17 protein-coding genes are annotated in these 15,802 nt (G+C 68.1%); 5 read left to right on the top strand and 12 right to left on the bottom strand.

Going from position 1 to position 15,802, the window contains the following annotated elements; translation table 11 throughout:
• Positions 1–168: 168 nt before the first annotated feature.
• Positions 169–372: a transcription antiterminator/RNA stability regulator CspE gene (cspE, locus tag DYE23_RS04645; RefSeq protein WP_011896051.1), complete on the bottom strand. Its 204-nt coding sequence runs from the start codon at positions 370–372 to the stop codon at positions 169–171.
• Positions 373–541: 169 nt separating this feature from the next.
• Positions 542–682 (bottom strand): hypothetical protein, encoded by a 141-nt coding sequence (locus tag DYE23_RS30755; protein WP_172527707.1) that lies wholly within the window; start codon positions 680–682, stop codon positions 542–544.
• Positions 683–866: 184 nt separating this feature from the next.
• Here DYE23_RS30755 and DYE23_RS04640 point away from each other — a divergent pair, with 184 nt between their 5' ends.
• Complete coding sequence (locus DYE23_RS04640; RefSeq protein ID WP_011891513.1) at positions 867–2,072, top strand: IS4-like element ISMfl1 family transposase; 1,206 nt, start codon at positions 867–869, stop codon at positions 2,070–2,072.
• Between the two features lie 212 nt (positions 2,073–2,284).
• On the opposite strand, the gene DYE23_RS04630 is transcribed toward DYE23_RS04640, so the two are convergent.
• Complete coding sequence (locus DYE23_RS04630; RefSeq protein ID WP_235660550.1) at positions 2,285–3,637, bottom strand: cytochrome P450; 1,353 nt, start codon at positions 3,635–3,637, stop codon at positions 2,285–2,287.
• Positions 3,638–3,720: 83 nt separating this feature from the next.
• On the opposite strand from DYE23_RS04630, the gene DYE23_RS04625 reads away from it, so the two are divergent.
• Both DYE23_RS04625 and DYE23_RS04620 read left to right on the top strand, forming a co-directional pair.
• Positions 3,721–5,919: an MMPL family transporter gene (locus tag DYE23_RS04625; protein WP_115328861.1), complete on the top strand. Its 2,199-nt coding sequence runs from the start codon at positions 3,721–3,723 to the stop codon at positions 5,917–5,919.
• Between the two features lie 86 nt (positions 5,920–6,005).
• Positions 6,006–6,434: an ATP-binding protein gene (locus DYE23_RS04620; RefSeq protein WP_013470693.1), complete on the top strand. Its 429-nt coding sequence runs from the start codon at positions 6,006–6,008 to the stop codon at positions 6,432–6,434.
• 4 nt (positions 6,435–6,438) lie between these two features.
• On the opposite strand, the gene DYE23_RS04615 is transcribed toward DYE23_RS04620, so the two are convergent.
• The 5 genes from DYE23_RS04615 to DYE23_RS04595 all read right to left on the bottom strand — a co-directional run bounded on the left by DYE23_RS04615 (position 6,439) and on the right by DYE23_RS04595 (position 10,290).
• Positions 6,439–6,678, bottom strand: a complete 240-nt coding sequence (locus tag DYE23_RS04615) for a DUF6480 family protein (RefSeq protein WP_011896054.1) — start codon at positions 6,676–6,678, stop codon at positions 6,439–6,441.
• Positions 6,675–7,349, bottom strand: a complete 675-nt coding sequence (locus DYE23_RS04610) for an IF2 family translation initiation factor (RefSeq protein ID WP_099962464.1) — start codon at positions 7,347–7,349, stop codon at positions 6,675–6,677. Before DYE23_RS04610 ends, DYE23_RS04615 begins: the two co-directional genes overlap by 4 nt.
• Before the next feature lie 32 nt (positions 7,350–7,381).
• Positions 7,382–7,927: a CsbD family protein gene (locus DYE23_RS04605; protein WP_041800932.1), complete on the bottom strand. Its 546-nt coding sequence runs from the start codon at positions 7,925–7,927 to the stop codon at positions 7,382–7,384.
• An 88-nt stretch (positions 7,928–8,015) separates the two neighbouring features.
• Entirely contained in the window at positions 8,016–9,767 is a 1,752-nt protein-coding gene (gene stpK7, locus DYE23_RS04600; protein ID WP_115326616.1) for a serine/threonine protein kinase StpK7, read from the bottom strand.
• 298 nt (positions 9,768–10,065) lie between these two features.
• Positions 10,066–10,290, bottom strand: a complete 225-nt coding sequence (locus DYE23_RS04595) for a hypothetical protein (RefSeq protein WP_041800423.1) — start codon at positions 10,288–10,290, stop codon at positions 10,066–10,068.
• 102 nt (positions 10,291–10,392) lie between these two features.
• Here DYE23_RS04595 and DYE23_RS04590 point away from each other — a divergent pair, with 102 nt between their 5' ends.
• Positions 10,393–11,079 carry an HxlR-like winged helix-turn-helix transcriptional regulator gene (locus DYE23_RS04590; protein WP_115326615.1) on the top strand — a complete coding sequence of 229 codons (687 nt, stop codon included), beginning with the start codon at positions 10,393–10,395 and terminating at the stop codon, positions 11,077–11,079.
• Positions 11,080–11,192: 113 nt separating this feature from the next.
• Entirely contained in the window at positions 11,193–11,669 is a 477-nt protein-coding gene (locus tag DYE23_RS04585; RefSeq protein WP_115326614.1) for a PNPOx family protein, read from the top strand.
• Between the two features lie 81 nt (positions 11,670–11,750).
• Here DYE23_RS04585 and DYE23_RS04580 read toward each other — a convergent pair whose 3' ends face one another.
• The 4 genes from DYE23_RS04580 to DYE23_RS04565 all read right to left on the bottom strand — a co-directional run bounded on the left by DYE23_RS04580 (position 11,751) and on the right by DYE23_RS04565 (position 15,733).
• Positions 11,751–12,722 (bottom strand): 2-hydroxyacid dehydrogenase, encoded by a 972-nt coding sequence (locus tag DYE23_RS04580; protein ID WP_115326613.1) that lies wholly within the window; start codon positions 12,720–12,722, stop codon positions 11,751–11,753.
• Positions 12,723–12,752: 30 nt separating this feature from the next.
• A complete protein-coding gene (locus DYE23_RS04575) occupies positions 12,753–13,907 on the bottom strand; it encodes a DUF7159 family protein (protein ID WP_013470686.1) in 1,155 nt (384 codons plus the stop codon).
• Between the two features lie 124 nt (positions 13,908–14,031).
• Positions 14,032–14,958 carry an AraC family transcriptional regulator gene (locus DYE23_RS04570; RefSeq protein WP_435404780.1) on the bottom strand — a complete coding sequence of 309 codons (927 nt, stop codon included), beginning with the start codon at positions 14,956–14,958 and terminating at the stop codon, positions 14,032–14,034.
• A gap of 37 nt (positions 14,959–14,995) precedes the next feature.
• Positions 14,996–15,733, bottom strand: coding sequence for an SDR family oxidoreductase (locus tag DYE23_RS04565; protein ID WP_115326611.1), 738 nt, complete (start codon positions 15,731–15,733; stop codon positions 14,996–14,998).
• Between the last annotated feature and the right edge of the window lie 69 nt (positions 15,734–15,802).

Genomic DNA, 15,802 nt, shown 5'->3' with positions numbered 1-15,802 from the left:
GCGCTTTTCTTACCGGTGAGTCAGATCGACGGGTTACGGCCTACGGATTTCGTGCGGGATATTCGATTTCGCCACGAATTCCGCGCACGCTTTCTCGCTTCGGCGCGTCAAACGAAACGTGGGCCGGTAGGAAATTCCTACCGACCCACGAATTCGTTTTAAGTCTTGTCAGATCGCGTTGACCCGGACCGCCTGCGGGCCCTTGTTGCCCTGCTCGACCTCGAACTCGACGCGCTGGTTTTCTTCCAGCGAGCGGTATCCGCTGCCACTGATCTCGGAGTAGTGGACGAACACATCCTTCGAGCCGTCATCGGGGGCGATGAAGCCGAAGCCCTTTTCGCCGTTGAACCACTTCACAGTTCCCTGCGCCATACTTTTTCTTCTCTCACTGTTGATCTGGATGTCAGTCAGTCGAACATCCGCAGGTCAGGCTAGCACGGGTAACCGCCAGGGACTGACTGAAGTTTCGGGATCACTGTGATCGCAACTTTTTCGCGACATAGCGGCATTCCAGAACCGGGTCAGCGAGGGTGGAACCTGTTCACTCCGAGGGTGAATCGGTCGGATGCCACTTCTTGGGCTGATCGGAGAAAACCGGCATTTCGACCGCCTCGTGCGAGGTGTCGCCGGGCGAACCGGTCTGCGTCGTCTCCCGATGGGAAAACAGGTCAGACGAATCCATGGGTGGGGTCCTTACGTATTGCGACACGTATTGCGACGTCCTTGTGCCGTACCGGGTTTCAGCCCCGCGGGGGGCGTCGGCAAGCTATGCGTCGCGAGTCGGGAACTTGATCCAGGGCCGACAGTACACCCGCCCCTAGGCCCAATACCGTTCAGTTAAGACTACATGGGTGTAGTTTGTTGGTATGCCTCGCGCGGGTTGGCGGAAGCCTGAATCGGATCGTCGGTTGTCGGATCTGGTGTCTGTGGGTGTCCTGACGAGGGTGTTCCCGCCGGCGATGGTTGATGAGGTGATCGAGGCGACGGGGCGTACTCAGGTGCGTCATCGTGCACTGCCGGCACGGGTGATGGCGTATTTCGCCATCGGCATGGGCCTGTACTCCGATGGCTCCTACGAGGATGTGTTATCCCAGCTCACGGATGGTTTAGCGTGGGCTTCCGGGTGGCGTGAGCAGTATCAGTTGCCGGGGAAGTCGGCCATTTTCCAGGCGCGGGAGCGATTGGGGTCCCAGCCGTTGGCTGCGTTGTTCGCGAGGGTCGCTCGTCCGTTGGGCGCGGCGGATACGCCGGGGACGTGGGTGGCCGGACGCAGGGTGGTCGCGATCGACGGGACGTGCCTGGATGTGGCGGATAGCCCGGTCAATGAAGAGTTCTTCGGGCGTCCGGGGGTGAACAAGGGTGAGAAGTCGGCGTTTCCGCAGGCGCGGTTGTTGGCGGTCGCCGAGTGCGGCACTCATGCGATCTTCGCCGCCACGATCGGCGCCTACCGCGACGCGGAGTCCACGATGGTCGAGCACGTGCTCGATGCACTGACACCGGAAATGCTCGTGCTGGCTGATCGTGGATTCTTCTCATACGCGTTGTGGCGTAACGCTTCCGATACCGGAGCCGATCTGCTGTGGCGCGTGAGCACCGGACGCAACGGCCCGACCCCCACTCACGTCGAGGATCTCGCCGACGGTTCGTGGCTGGCCCACCTGCGCGCGGCCAAGGACCGACACGGCGAGCCAATGCTGGCTCGCGTCATCGACTACACCGTCGACGACGGCCGCGACAACCCCGTGGCCTACCGGTTGCTCACCACGCTGACCGACCCGGACACCGCACCCGCGGTCGAGTTGGCGGCCGCGTACGCCCAGCGCTGGGAGATCGAGAGCGTCTTCGACGAACTCAAGACCCACCAGCGTGGGTCGAAGGTGGTGCTGCGGTCGAAGTCGCCCGACCTCGTCCTGCAGGAGATCTGGGGATACCTGTGCTGCCACTACGCGATTCGCTCGTTGATGAGCCAAGCCGCACACCACAGCGGACACGACCCGGACCGACTCAGCTTCACCGCCGCGTTGCGCGTCGTGCGCCAATCCGTCGCCCATCAGGGCGCTTTTTCCCCCTAACCGGCGCCGATCCGCCGACCCTCACTGGCAGGCGTTCCTCCGTCGCCTCCTCGACCGCATCAACCCGGCACGCCGCACACGGTCAGCTCCCCGCGTGATCAAACGCAAAATGCCCAAGTGGCATGTCAAAAGATCAGCGCACCAACACTGGCCACAACCCGAACACCCACCCAGCGTCACCGTCATCAGCCACTAACTGAACGGTATTGCCCCTAGGCCTGTCCCCCGACAGGACACGACCCCTCGTCGCCACCTGAGCGCACCGGCACGCTCCTCGTGGCGGTCACGCGGATCCGCGCGCCCCGGTGGGGCACGAAGATCACGTGCTTGAGCCTGCGTCGCTCCCCCGGCGCCGTCGTGGTCTGCAGGTCGACGCGGCGCAGGATCTCGCGCAGCACCACACGGAACTCGACCATCGCGAACGTGGCCCCCAGGCATCGGCGGTTGCCGCCGCCGAACGGCAGATACGTCGACGGGCCCGGCGTGACGCCCAGCATCCGGTCCGGGTCGAAACGGTCCGCGTCCGGGTAGATGTGCGGATCGCCGTGCACCAGCACCATCCCGGGGATCGCCATGACCCCGGCCGGCAACGTGTAGCCGCCCAGGTCGACCGGTTCTTTCAGCACGCGGCCGACGTCGAACACCACCGAGCGGACGCGCAGTGTCTCCCTGGCGACGGCGTCGAGGTAGTCGTCCTGCCCCGTGCGCGCCGCACGCACCGCCCGGGTCAGCACCTCGGGGTGTCTGCTCAGCCGTTCCAGCGCCCACGACAGACCCGTCGCGGTGGTGTCGTGGCCCGCCACGAGCAGCGTGATCAACTGGTCGCGCAGTTCCCGGTCGCTCATGCCACCGGTGCGCACCAGAATCGAGAGCGCGTCGGTTCTGGTCACCAGGTCCGGATCCGCGCGGCGGTCGGCGATCTCGGCGTAGAGCAGGCCGTCGGCGGCGTCGATGGCCTCCCGCAGCGTCCGCCACGGGCTCTTCCCCAACAGCGCCTCGTTGGCCAGCGCCAGCGTCTCCCACGCCCCCACCCGCAGCACCCGCGGCATCACTTCGCGCAGTGCGGTCAGCCGAGCCGGGTCGCTGGCGCCGATCACGGTGCGCAGGATGATCTCCAGCGTGATCTGAGCCATCTTCGGCGCGGCCGCGAACGGACGGCCCACCGGCCAGCGCGCGATGTTGTCCGCGGCGATCTGCGCCATCAGCCCGGTCTGACCGGCGACGGCGTCCCGCGTGAACGGCGCGAGCATCACCCGCCGCCGGTCCCGGTGCGCATCGCCGTCGACCACCAGCACCGAGGTGTCGCCCAGCAACCCCTTGAGCATCGAATTGGCTTCTCCGGCATGGTAAATGCGCGGGTCGCCGGCGAACACGGTCTTGATGTCGGCGGGATCGGTGAGGTAGACGAGAGTGCCCATGCCCGCGACGCGCAGTGTGAACGTCGGCCCGTAACGGCGCTTGCACGCGTCGATGAAGCGCGGGCCCAGCCGCAGCATCAGGCCCGCCTGCACCGCTCTCGGGAGCCGCGGACCCGGCGGCAACCCTGTCGTCACCATGCCCTTCAGCCTACGAGCACAGCGTACGAGCCGTCGCGCAGATCACAGCCGATCGGCGCGTATTTCGGATGCGAACGGGAACAGGGGTGCACATGTCGCGATTTCTGTTCACTCTCGGTGCCGCGAGCTTTCGGCGCCGGTGGCTGGTCCTGGGCACGTGGCTGGCCGTTCTCCTCGGAGTCGGCCTGGCCTTCGTCGGTTTCCGGGGCGAACCCAGTGACAACTTCACCATCCCCGGCACCGAGTCGCAGCGGGCCGTCGAGCAGCTGCAGCAGAACCTGCCCGACTTCAGCGGGGCGCAGACGCAGATCACCATCGCCGCGCCCGACGGCACGACGCTGACCGACCCGCGGATCGCCGCGCCGATCGACGGTGCCGTCGCGACGTTGAACACCCTGCCCGACGTCGCCGTCGCCGCCGGACCCGCTCAGACCCGGCAGATCTCCGAGGACGGGCGGGTCGGCCTGGGCACCGTGCAGTGGACCGCCCCGATCGGTGAGGTCAGCGACGGCGCGCTGACCGAACTCGAGAAGGCGATGCAACCCGCGATCGACGCCGGCGCCACCGTCGAATACGCCGGCGCGGTGTTCCCCGGCTACAAGGTCGCTGTCCCCCACACACCCGAGATCATCGGCATCGGCGTCGCCTTCCTGATCCTGTTGATCACGTTCGGCGCCGTGGTGGCCGCCGGCCTGCCGATCCTGACCGCGGCCATCGGCGTCGGTATCGGTGCGCTCGGCATCTTCGTCGTCGCCGCGTTCGTCGACATGCCGACGGCATCGCTGTCGCTGGCGCTGATGTTGGGGCTGTCCTGCGGCATCGACTACGCGCTGTTCATCCTCAACCGATACCGCAACAATCTGCTGCTGCTCATGCCTCGGCAGGAGGCTGCCGGTCTGGCCGTCGGAACCGCGGGCGGCGCAGTCGTTTTCGCGGCGCTGACGGTGATCATCGCACTGTGCGGGCTGTCGGTCGTCGGCATCCCGTTCCTGACCTACATGGGCGTGGCCGCCGCGGTCGCCGTCCTGATCGCGATGCTCATCGCGCTGACGCTGCTCCCGGCGCTGCTCGGTTTCGCCGGCGGCAGGGTCGCGAAGTTCATCGAGCCGCCGCTGCAGCCCCACCGGCCCAAAGAGGTGGCCCAGGTGGCGGCCTACACGCCGCAGCGCACGATGGGTGCGGCGTGGGCACGCTTCGTCGTCCGATTCCGCAAGCCGCTGCTCGTCGGAGGCTCGGCGGCCCTGATCGTGATCGGATTGCCCGCGCTGGGAATGCAGCTGGGCCTGCCCAGCGGCTCGTCGCAGCCGGAGTCCAACACGTCGCGCCAGGCCTATGACCTGACCGCCGAACATCTCGGTCCCGGGTTCAACGGTCCCCTGCTCGTCGTCGCCGACCTGACCCGGGCCACCGACCCGAACGCCGCGCAGATCATCGCGTCCAACATCAGCCGCGAGGACGGTGTCCTGGCGGCCACCCCGGCCGGCGGCGATCAGCGCACCGCGGTCATCCAGGTCATCCCCGACACCGGACCCAACGACGCCGCGACCGCCGACCTGGTCGCCAAGATTCGCGCCGACCGCGACGCGATCGAAGCGGACACCGGCGCGACGTTCCTCGTCGGCGGCACCACCGCGTCCAACATCGACACCTCCGACAAGCTCGCCACCGCGCTGCCGATCTTCCTGGTGGTGGTCGTCGGTCTTGCGTTCCTCCTGCTCACCATCGCGTTCCGCGCGGCCCTGGTGCCTCTGACGTCGATCGTCGGGTTCCTGCTGTCGGTGTTCGCCGCGCTGGGTGTGCAGGTCGCGATCTTCCAATGGGGTTGGGGCGCAGACCTTCTCGGTGTCACGCCCGGCGAGACGATCAGCTTCCTGCCGATCATCGCGCTGGCGATCATCTTCGGCCTGTCCAGCGACTACCAGGTGTTCGTGGTCTCACGCATCAAGGAGGAACTCAGCAAGGGCGACCACGGCGCGCTCGACGCCGTCCGCAGCGGCGTCGGCCTCTCGGCACGAGTGGTCACCGCCGCGGCGCTGATCATGTTCGGCGTGTTCATCGCGTTCCTCGCCGCCGGCGACCCGATCATCAAGTCCGTCGGCCTGACGCTCGCGGTCGGGGTGTTCCTCGACGCGTTCGTCGTGCGGCTCACGCTGATCCCCGCGGCGATGGCCGTACTGGGCGACCGGATGTGGTCGCGGTCGAAGTGGTTCGACAGGTACGTGCCCGATCTTGACATCGAAGGCACCGCACTGGAAGTCGAGCATCGCGCCCCGGTCACTGCGTCGGCATGAGGTGTGACATGACGTGTGATGAGGTTGTGACACGATCGAAAAGCCCAGGCGAATAAAGCCGCTCACGGCTGGGTAGCCCACAGAGCATGAGCGTCACCGCAGTCGAGTCGCGAACCTCAGAGCAGTTGACAGTCCGAGGCGTGGCGACGGCTGCGTGTGCCGCGGAACTCCGCGACGAGTTCGGCGACTGGCTTCGCGACCGCGGGGTCTCCCCGTTGCAGACCAACGAGATCCTTCTGGCGGTCAACGAGGCGCTGGCCAACTGTGTCGACCACGCCTACTCCGGACGCCCCACCGCAGGCACCATGGCGGTGCGCGCCGACTTCGAACCGGCCGCCGGCTGTCTCAGTATCTGCGTCACCGATCACGGCACCTGGCGCCGGCCCGGCCCACAGGCCGCCGCCGACCGCCGCCGCGGCCGCGGCGTCGCACTGATGCACGCGATGGCCGACCACTGCACGATCAACGGCCGCCGCGACGGGACGACCGTCTGCCTCGACTACCGCTGCCGCTGAGCTTTCAGCCGAACATCTGGACCACGAGGTAGACCCCGGCGGCCAGGAAGCACACCACGAAAAGACCGATCACCACGAACGCGATCACGGCGCGCGGAGTGAGGTTGCGCCCGGCCGCCGGATCACGGTTGGCCGTAGCTTTCGTCTGCGCGGAATCGGGTGGGGTGTCGCCCGGACGGACACCCCCGGCGCGGTCCACGCCGGGGGTGCCGAACGGATCGGGATCAGGAGGAACTGCCGTCACGGCTTATCCGCAGCAGCCTGGCGCTTGAGCTTCTCGGTCTCGCTGTAATCCTCCAGCTTGTCGGCGTGGGCGCGGGCGCCGACGGCCGCGCTGCGCTTGTCCGCCGCGTCGTCGAGCTGCTCCTCGGCAACCTTGACCTCGGCCTTCTCCGCAGCACGGCTGCGGTTCTGCACGTTCTGCTTGGCCTTCTCGGCATTCTGCTTACGCTGCTGGGCGCTCTGGTCGATCTGCTCCTTGGCCTGCGAGGTGCGCTTCGCGACATTCTCGGCGGCCTGCCGTTTGCCCTGCTCAGCCTCGGCGCGAGCCTCCTGCACCCGCTCCTTGGCCTCTTCGCGGGCCTTCTGCGGAGCAGCCACGGCCTGGTCCCGCTTCTCCTTCAGCTCGTCGCCTGCCTGCCGCTTCTTCTGGTCGGCGACCTCATCCAGGCGGGCGGCCTCGGCCAGCTCGACGGCCCGCTCGATCCGGGTGATGCCACTCTGCTCGAGGTCGCGGTCGCGCAGCAGGTTGCCGACGGTCGCGTCGATCGAGCCCACGGCCCGCTCGAACATCAGCCGTCGAGGGGCCTCGGTGTCCATCCTCGAGATGACGCTGCTCTCGAACAGTTGCAGCGGTGTGCGGGCGATGCGGTACTGCAGTCGCAGCACGGCGAATGGAAGATCGGTGATTGTCATGTGTCTCTCCTTGGTTCGACGCCGTGCGTCGGTCAGGTCGGGGTGGAGTCGTTCGCGCGCTGCCGCAGACGCTCGGCCTGGGCTTCGGCCCGGGCCGCTTCGCTGGTCGCCTCCTGGTAGTCCGCGGCGGCCTCCTGGTACTCCTCGGCCGCCTCGACGATCTCTTCGCGCTGCTCGGCCTGGGCGCGCGCAGACTCCTGCGCCACCTTGGCCTCGGCCTGGGTCTGAGCACGGGCGACGTCGCGCCGGCCGGCCTCCTCGACCGACTGGCGCGCGGCCGCCTGATCGGCACTGACCTGGGTTTCCACCCCGGCGGCACGGACCTCGGCCGCGGCACGCTCCTGCGCTCCTTCGAGCCGCGCCTCTCTGGCTTGCGCCTGGGCCTGCGCGGCCTCGGCGTCGGCCTCGGCCTCTTTGCGGCTCGCCTCGCGGCGTTCCTTGGCCTCGGCCTGCTCCAGCTGGCCTTCCGCCGTCAACGAGTCATTGCCCGTGACAGCGCCCGCCAACTCCTTGGCCTTGCCCTTCACCGACTCCGCAAAGCTCTTGCGGGTCTGGGCAGCCTTGTCGTCCTGGGACATCTTGCTCCTTCTGGGGTCGGGCATGAACTGCCTCCAGGTACCCCGAAGGAGGGGATCTACACAGACCGCGGCGGACACGGCCCGAAACTCAGCGGCCGGCGCCGTTGACCACCGGTTTGTCGATCATGCCGCGCTCGACCCCCCACATCGTCGCGATGGCCCGGTACTCGCCGGTCTCCATCAGGTGCTCGAGCGCCCGCTGCAGCGGCTCGGTCATCCCAGATTCCTTCGCTACCGGCCAGCCGTACGGCGCGGAGTCGAACACATCACCGGCCGGCACCAGATCGCCGCGGCTGAGTTTGATCGCGAAGCCCGTCACCGGCGAGTCGGCCGACATCGCGTCCACCTCACCCTTCACCAGCGCCGAGGTCACCTCGTCCTGGCTCTTGAACACGACCATCTCGATCGGGGGCATCCCGGCCGCCGCACACTGGTCGCTCTTGGCCGGTAGCTCTTCGGTGGCCTGCAGAGTTCCTTCTGCCACACCGACTTTCAGGCCGCAGGCGGACGCCGGCCCCAAGGCGGTGCCCGGCCTGCGCGCCCACTGCGTGCCGGCCTGCAGATAGGTGACGAAGTCGACGAGCTCCTCGCGCTCCTTGGTGTCGGTCACCGACGACATGCCGACGTCATAGGTCCCGTCGACCACCCCGGGCAGGATCGTGTCGAAGGCGGTGTCGCGGTAGTCGGGCACCAGGCCCAGCACCCGCGACACCGCGTCCATCAGCTCGACGTCGAAGCCGACGAGCTGACCGTCGGCGTTCTTGAACTCCATCGGCGCATACGGCACGTTCACGCCGATGACGAGCCGGCCGGCGGCGCGGACGTCGGCGGGAACCGTCGCCGCGATCTCGGCCACGGCCCCGGCGGGCAGCGCGTCGTCTCCGCCGTCGTCCCACGGCGCCCACGCCCACAGCCCGAGGCCGGCCGCGACGAGGACGAGCGCCCCGACCGTCGCCGCGATCAGTCCTTTGCGGGGCCGCTTGGCGGCGGGGCGGGCGGCGTGGCGGGAACTTCCGCGGCGCACCGGCGCGCTCAGCGCACGCTTGGCGGCCTCGGCGAGTTCACCGGCGCTCTGGTAGCGCTTGGCCGGCTTCTTCGCCATGCCCTTGGCGATGACCTCGTCGAACGCCGCGAGCCGCGGATCGACATCGGAGGGTCGCGGGATCGGCGAGACCATGTGCCCGGCGATCTGCTGCTCGAGGCTTTCGGCCGGGTAAGGCCTTGCGCCGGTGAGACATTCGTAGAGGACGCAGGTCAGCGCGTAGATGTCGGAGCGGGCGTCGACCTCCCCGCCCTCGAACCGCTCCGGCGCCATGTAGGCGAGCGTGCCCAGCGTGCTGCCGGCCGTCGTCAGGCCCTGCTCACCCGCGGTGCGGACCAGACCGAAGTCGATCAGGTACACGAAGTCTTTGTCGGTGATCAGGATGTTCGACGGCTTGATGTCGCGGTGGATCAGACCGAGCCGGTGCGCGGCGTCCAGACCGTTGGCCACCTGGTCGACGATCATCACCGCGAACGCGGCGCCCAGCGGTTTGTCGGTCTCCTGCAGCATGGTGCCGAGGTTGCGGCCCTCGATGAGCCGCATGTCCAGATAGAGCCGGCCGTCGATCTCGCCGAAGCCGTGGATCGGGACGACGTGGGGGTCGTTGATTCCGGCAGCGGCCTGGGACTCGCGCCGGAACCGGGCCTGGAACGTCTCGTCCTGGGCCATGTGGTGCGGCAGCACCTTGAGCGCGACGACGCGGTCGGTCTTGGTGTCGTAGGCCTGGTAGACCTCGCCCATCCCACCCTGGCCGATCAACTTCTGGAGTCGATAGTGCCCGAATGGTGTCGCATTCACCGGTGCTCTCCTCGGCTGCGGCCAATCGGACTGTCGACTGAAGCTACATCTGTTTGCCGGGGCTGCCCGGACCCATGTCAGTCGCCTCAGAGCGAGTTGCCCGTTTTGGACGTACCGGTTCGAGACGACGCCACGGCGTGCTGCAGGGGTGCAGCATTCTTACCACGCGGGACCGTCATCGACAGCGGTGTCGCGCATGCCTGCGATGTGGTTCTGACGCCCGAATCGACGGCATTCAAGGCCAGGATCGCTGCTCAACGCCGCTGAGCAGCGGTTTTGCGCCGACTTCCCGGGCAGCTCAGAGCCGGTACATCTCGCGGCGCATGGCGGCGGTTTCGAAGAACGAGTCACGCGGCGGGGCGTAGTTGCGACGCTTCCGCAGGTCTGGGCGCCGCGATGCGGACTCGACGACTGCGACGGCCGAGGTTGCGGGGGCTTTGCGGAAAAGCCCCGGCAGTGCCCATCGGAGTGTCCATCTGGGTGTCCATCGGGGCCAGGGGCGGAATCCGGCGATCGATGCCATGAGCGTTCACCTTTCGACAATTGCGCTTCTGCTTTCGCAACGTAACATAAGATTTAGAAGTAACCAATGGATAAGTAAGCTTGAGCGTGAAAGAGGAGCTTGATGGGTAGGCTTGCCGACGTGTCACGACGGACCTACGGGCAGTACTGCGGGCTCGCCCACGCACTCGACGTGGTCGGCGAGCGGTGGACGCTGCTGATCGTGCGTGAACTCGCCTCAGGGCCGAAGCGCTACACCGAACTGGCCGAGGCACTCGCCGGCATCGGGACCTCGCTGCTGGCCACCCGAATGCGACAGCTGGAGACCGACGGCGTCGTGCAGCGCCGGCTCGCGCTGGACCAGCCCGGCTCGACCGTCGTCTACGAATTATCGGATGCCGGAAGGGAACTCGCGGCCGCCGTGGTACCGCTCGCAATGTGGGGCGCGCGCCACCAGATGGCCGACGCCGACGCCTGCCACGAGGCGTTCCGGGCCGAATGGCTGCTGAGCTTCCTGGCCGCCGACGTCCGCCGCGACGGCCCGCACGACCTCGACGCGGTCTACGAATTCCACATCGACGACAGCACCGCGTGCCTGCGCCTGCGCGACGGCGGGGTGACGGTCACACCCGGCGCCCCGGCCTCACCCGGCGATGTCGTCGTCCGGTCCCGCGCCTCGACGATCGCCGAGATCGTCGGTCACAAGATCGCCGTCGCCGACGCCCTGGCCGACGGCAGCCTCGAGATCACCGGCGACGCCGACAAGATCTCCGCACTCGTCGGGGTGATCGAGAAGCGCCTGGCGCGGTAAGAGTCCCCCCGCCGAAATTGCATTCCAGCAGGGCTTTACTCGACTTTTCCCTGCTGGAATGCAATTTCGGCGGAAGAGTCAACGCGGGGCGGCGGGGCTCTTACGGTGTGTGAATGCCAGATCCCACCATTGATGCCGGGCATCCGCCCGAAGCGATGCTCGCGATCGTCAACCCCGCTTTACGCCTCGCGCTGAAGACCCCGCTCGGAGGTCTGCTCAGCGACTTCATGCTCGTCAGCTTCACCGGCCGCAAGTCGGGCAAGCGGTACTCGACGCCGGTCAGCGCACATCAACTCGACGGCGACCTCTACGTCGTGCTGGAAGCGCAGTGGAAGTACAACTTTCGCGACGGCGCCGACGCGCGGGTGTCCCATCGCGGGAAGACCCGCACGATGCGCGGGGAACTCATCACCGACCGGTCGGCCGTCGCCGGCATCTGCGAGCGGGTCGCCACGTCCTACGGCGCCAAGAAAGCGCAGCGCCAGATGGGGATGACGTTCGACGGCGGTCGGCTGCCGACGATCGCGGAGTGGGAGGATGCCGTCGACCGGATGAAGATCGCCGTCATCAAGCTGACGTCAAAGACCTAAACCCCCCGCCGAAATTGCATTCCAGCAGGGCTTTACTCGAAAGTTCGCTGCTGGAATGCAATTTCGGCGCTCGGCCCAGGGCTACACCGGGGTGACCAGTGCCCCCGTGGTGAGAAAGCTGTGGAGGTTGCGGACGGTGAGCTCCTCCATCGCCGCACGGGTCTGCACGGTCCCGCTGCCCACGTGGGGCAGTAGCACGACATTGTCGAGAGCGAACAGCTCCTCCGGAACATGTGGCTCGTCGGCGAAGACGTCCAATCCCGCTCCGGCGAGCCGCTTTTCGACCAGTGCGGCGACCAGCGCGTCCTGGTCGACGACGCTGCCGCGAGCGATGTTGATCAGATAGCCGCTCGGCCCGAGCGCCTCGATGACTTCGCTGCTCACCAGTCCCCTGCTGCTGTCACCGCCGGCCGCGGCGACCACCAGGACGTCCACCGAGGCGGCCAACTCGACCGGTGACGCGAAGTACGGGTACGGGCAGTCGGGCACTCGGTGCCGGTTGTGATAGGAAATCGAGCATCGAAAAGCCTTGAGCCGCTGCGCAATCGCGGTGCCGATACGACCGAGACCGATGATGCCCACCGTCGAGTTGCTGACGTCGCGGGTCAGCGGGAACATGCCGTCGACAGGCCAGCGCCCCGCCCTGACGTAGCGGTCGGCCGCCGGGAGCTGCCGCATCGTGTCGATCAGCAGCCCCACCGCGGTGTCGGCCGTGCAGTCGGTCAGGACGTCGGGGGTGTTGCTGACGCCGATACCCCGGGCGTGTGCGGCATCGACGTCGGTGGTGTCGTAGCCGACGCCGAAGTTCACCACCGCACCCAGGTTGGGGAGGGCCTGCATCAGCGAGGCGTCCACGCCGACACCACCCGACGTCACGGCGACGGTGAACTCCGCGCCGTGGTCGGCGAGAAACGCCGCCCGCTCGGCGGGGTCGGACGGCAGACGGCGAGCGTCGTAGTCGTCGGCGAGCTTCCGGACCAGCGACGGCATCAGCGGTCCGACCTGAAGCACCGACCCGCCGAACTTGCATTCCGGCAGGCCTTCACTCGACATTTCTCTGCTGGAATGCAATTTCGGCGAGGGTCAGTACGGGGGTTCGTGGAAGCGGTTGATGATCGGGATGCGCTCGATGATCCGATCGCGAAGCCGCGGCTGCGGCACCGGCTGCTGAGGGATCAGCGGCGTCTGGACCGGCGGAACGTACGGCGGGGCCGCGGGCGGCGGAGCCGGCGGCAGATAGTTCGCCGGCGGTGGCGGCGGCACATAGGCCGGCGCGGGTGGGACGTACGGGGCGGGGGCCAGCGGCTCCTCGTAGACGGGCGGCGGCGCTTCCGGGACGACCGGCGCCTCGGGCATCGGCATCTCGACCGCGACCGGCTCGGCGACCGGCGGGGGTGGCGGCGGGACGGGTGCCGCCTCGGGCGCCTTCGGTGCCGCCTTGACCGGCGAGGGCTTGGTGACGGGCTCGGGTGCGGGTTCGGTGACAGCGCGGGCCATCTGCGGTGCCGGCGGATCGGGGGTCAGCGTCATGCCCAGCGCGACCGACAGCGAGACGACGAACGTCACGACCGCGGCGGCCAGCACCCCGGCCAGCGTGGCCGTGGGTGTGAGCTTGCGACGGGCGGGCGCATCCTGCGCGTCGAGAATCGACACCGCCGACGCCGAGGCCAACGCCGCTCCCCGGGCCAGGGCCAGGTCGGCTTCCTCGGCGGACACCACCGGCGCCTGCAGACGCTGCTCCAGTTCGGCGACGACGGGGGCGACGTCGCCGGATCCGAGCACGAACACCGCGTCGGGCGCGAGGGGCTCGACGTCGGTCAGCGCGGACGGGTCGACACGGTCGGCGGTGACCCCGTGGGGCGTCACCGCGGCCAGGACGGACGGTCCGGGCTCGGCCACACACACCACCAGGCGCTCGCATCCGGCGATGTCGGCGATACCGCGGGCCAGCGCTTCGGCGGCCTCGACATCCGAGACGGCGAAGACGTTCTCGACGCCGCGGTCGGTGAAGGCCTGCCACACCGCGCTGACGGTGCTCTCTGCCGTGATGTCCCAGGTCAGGCCCACCGCGTGCACCGAGTGCTGCAGCAGTCGGTCGACGAGGGCGCGTGCGTCGAAACCGTCGTCGACCGGCGTGGAGCCACGATCGATGGTGCGACTCTCTTCACCCGCGGCGCCGTCGACGACAACCCAGCGCACCGATGACGACGTCATCGACAAACCGAGTACGAGGTCCATGTATTGCTACCTATCTCCAGCGACTAGCACTCGACACTACCTCCAGGCCCTCTCACGGCACAGTCGGTCGTCTGCCGGGGCTCCGCGGCAGCAACACCGCAGACCGTGTCGCGTCGCAGTGGTCTCACACCCCGCCGGGAGCGAGCGTGCGCGCGAACTCCGTGGGCGGCGCCCCCGCCACCCGCGTGAACGCCGTCGTGAACGCGGTGGCCGATTGGTAGCCGACACGCTGCGCCAGCTGCGCGATCGACAATCTCTCCGAACGCATCAGATCCTTGGCCACCGCGACACGCCATTCCAGCAAATACTGCATCGGTGTCAGTCCCATTGCGCGCGTGAACTTTTGCGCAAACACCGCCCGCGACACCGACGCGGTGCGGGCCAGACCCTCGACCGTCCAGCCGTGCGCGATGTCGGCATGCAGCGCGCGCAACGCCGGGGCGAGCACCGGGTCGGCGAGACCGGTGATCAGACCGCGGTGCCGTCCCGCCAGGTCCGACGCGGACTGCACGCGGGCGGCCTCGATCAACAACACCTCGACCAACCGCTGCAGGATGGCGTCACGGCATGCGCCGTCGGCGTCGGCCTCCTCGGCGATCAGCTCGACGAGCCTGGTCAACCGTGGCGCGTCGGGGTCGCCGCCGCGGACGTGGATCACCGGTGGCAGCAGCGCCACCAGCAGCGCGGCGTTGGCGGGATCGAACCGGAAGTACCCGCCGAGCATGCGCATCGTGACGGGGGCGGATGCGTCCCCGTGCCGGGTGTGAGGTGAGTGGTCCAGCGCGCTGAACGACGGGGTGGCCTCGGGGTCGGCGCTGAGGGTGAACTCCGGGGTCTCGGGCAGCAGCAGGAAGTCGCCCTGGGAGAGCGTTACGGACGCCAACCCGTCGGCCTTGAGCACGCACGAGCCTTCCAGCATCAGGCAGAACGCCGGATCGCCGTAGCGCGGCTTGCGCACACCCCAGCTACCTGCGCCGGTGATGACCTTCGACAGCACGGCTTGCGGGCGCAAGAGCGACATCAACACGTCCATCGGCCCCGCAACGCCCACACCGCAGACGCTAGCGCGATCTGCGAGGCCACGCGGGTTACTGCGCGAGCGCCACCGCGTCAGCGCCTGCGGCGAACCGCAGCCGGCCGGAGGTGTCGGTGGCCGCCTGGAACACGACGTCCGCGACCTCATCGGGTGTGGTCACCATGCCCGGTGAGCGGAATTCCTCGAAGACGGGCGCCGCGAAGTCCTGGTACTCGGCAGGAATCAGGCCCGCCATGCGCTCGACGCCGTTGCTGGTGAATTGCGTCCCCGGCCCGTAACCAGGCTCCACGAGTTTCGCGCGCACCCCGAAGAACCCGAGTTCCAGCGCCAGCGACCCGGTGAAGCCCTCGATGGCCGACTTGCTGGCGGTGTACGCCGCTGCCAGCGGCATCGGGGCGAGCGTGGTGCTGGACGTGACGTTGACGACGACGCCCGACCGGCGCTCGCGCATCTGCGGTACCACCGCCTGCGTCATCGCCATCACGCCGAAGGTGTTGGTGTCGAACAACTCCCGGATCGTCGACATCGGTGTGGCCTCGAAGGCGCCGACCGCCCCGATGCCCGCGTTGTTGACCACGGCGTCGAGCGGGCCGGCGGCCTCGACGGCAGAAGCGATGCTTTCGGGGTCGGTCACGTCCAGAGCCGACACCCGCAGCCGGTCGGAGGCGGGCAGCACGTCCGGACGCGGATCGCGCATGGTGGCAACGACATTCCACCCTTCGGCGAGAAACTTCAGTGCCGTCGCACGTCCGTAGCCGGAGGAACATCCTGTGATGAGCACGGTAGCCATGCGCTCACGCTACGAATGTGTCTCGCCACGTTCAACGCTGTCGCGTCTGAGAATGCTTCGCGATCGTCT

It is taken from the genome of Mycolicibacterium gilvum (genome assembly GCF_900454025.1).
GTDB lineage: Bacteria > Actinomycetota > Actinomycetes > Mycobacteriales > Mycobacteriaceae > Mycobacterium > Mycobacterium gilvum.
This window is presented reverse-complemented; position numbering and strand designations above follow the sequence as displayed.

Excerpts from the sequence above, each read along its gene's own strand:
- cspE (WP_011896051.1), bottom strand. The coding sequence starts at position 372 with ATGGCGCAGGGAACTGTGAAGTGGTTCAACGGCGAAAAGGGCTTCGGC.
- DYE23_RS30755 (WP_172527707.1), bottom strand. The coding sequence starts at position 682 with ATGGATTCGTCTGACCTGTTTTCCCATCGGGAGACGACGCAGACCGGT.
- DYE23_RS04640 (WP_011891513.1), top strand. The coding sequence starts at position 867 with ATGCCTCGCGCGGGTTGGCGGAAGCCTGAATCGGATCGTCGGTTGTCG.
- DYE23_RS04625 (WP_115328861.1), top strand. The coding sequence starts at position 3,721 with ATGTCGCGATTTCTGTTCACTCTCGGTGCCGCGAGCTTTCGGCGCCGG.
- DYE23_RS04620 (WP_013470693.1), top strand. The coding sequence starts at position 6,006 with ATGAGCGTCACCGCAGTCGAGTCGCGAACCTCAGAGCAGTTGACAGTC.
- DYE23_RS04610 (WP_099962464.1), bottom strand. The coding sequence starts at position 7,349 with ATGACAATCACCGATCTTCCATTCGCCGTGCTGCGACTGCAGTACCGC.
- DYE23_RS04605 (WP_041800932.1), bottom strand. The coding sequence starts at position 7,927 with ATGTCCCAGGACGACAAGGCTGCCCAGACCCGCAAGAGCTTTGCGGAG.
- DYE23_RS04595 (WP_041800423.1), bottom strand. The coding sequence starts at position 10,290 with ATGGCATCGATCGCCGGATTCCGCCCCTGGCCCCGATGGACACCCAGA.
- DYE23_RS04590 (WP_115326615.1), top strand. The coding sequence starts at position 10,393 with ATGGGTAGGCTTGCCGACGTGTCACGACGGACCTACGGGCAGTACTGC.
- DYE23_RS04585 (WP_115326614.1), top strand. The coding sequence starts at position 11,193 with ATGCCAGATCCCACCATTGATGCCGGGCATCCGCCCGAAGCGATGCTC.
- DYE23_RS04580 (WP_115326613.1), bottom strand. The coding sequence starts at position 12,722 with ATGTCGAGTGAAGGCCTGCCGGAATGCAAGTTCGGCGGGTCGGTGCTT.
- DYE23_RS04575 (WP_013470686.1), bottom strand. The coding sequence starts at position 13,907 with ATGGACCTCGTACTCGGTTTGTCGATGACGTCGTCATCGGTGCGCTGG.
- DYE23_RS04565 (WP_115326611.1), bottom strand. The coding sequence starts at position 15,733 with ATGGCTACCGTGCTCATCACAGGATGTTCCTCCGGCTACGGACGTGCG.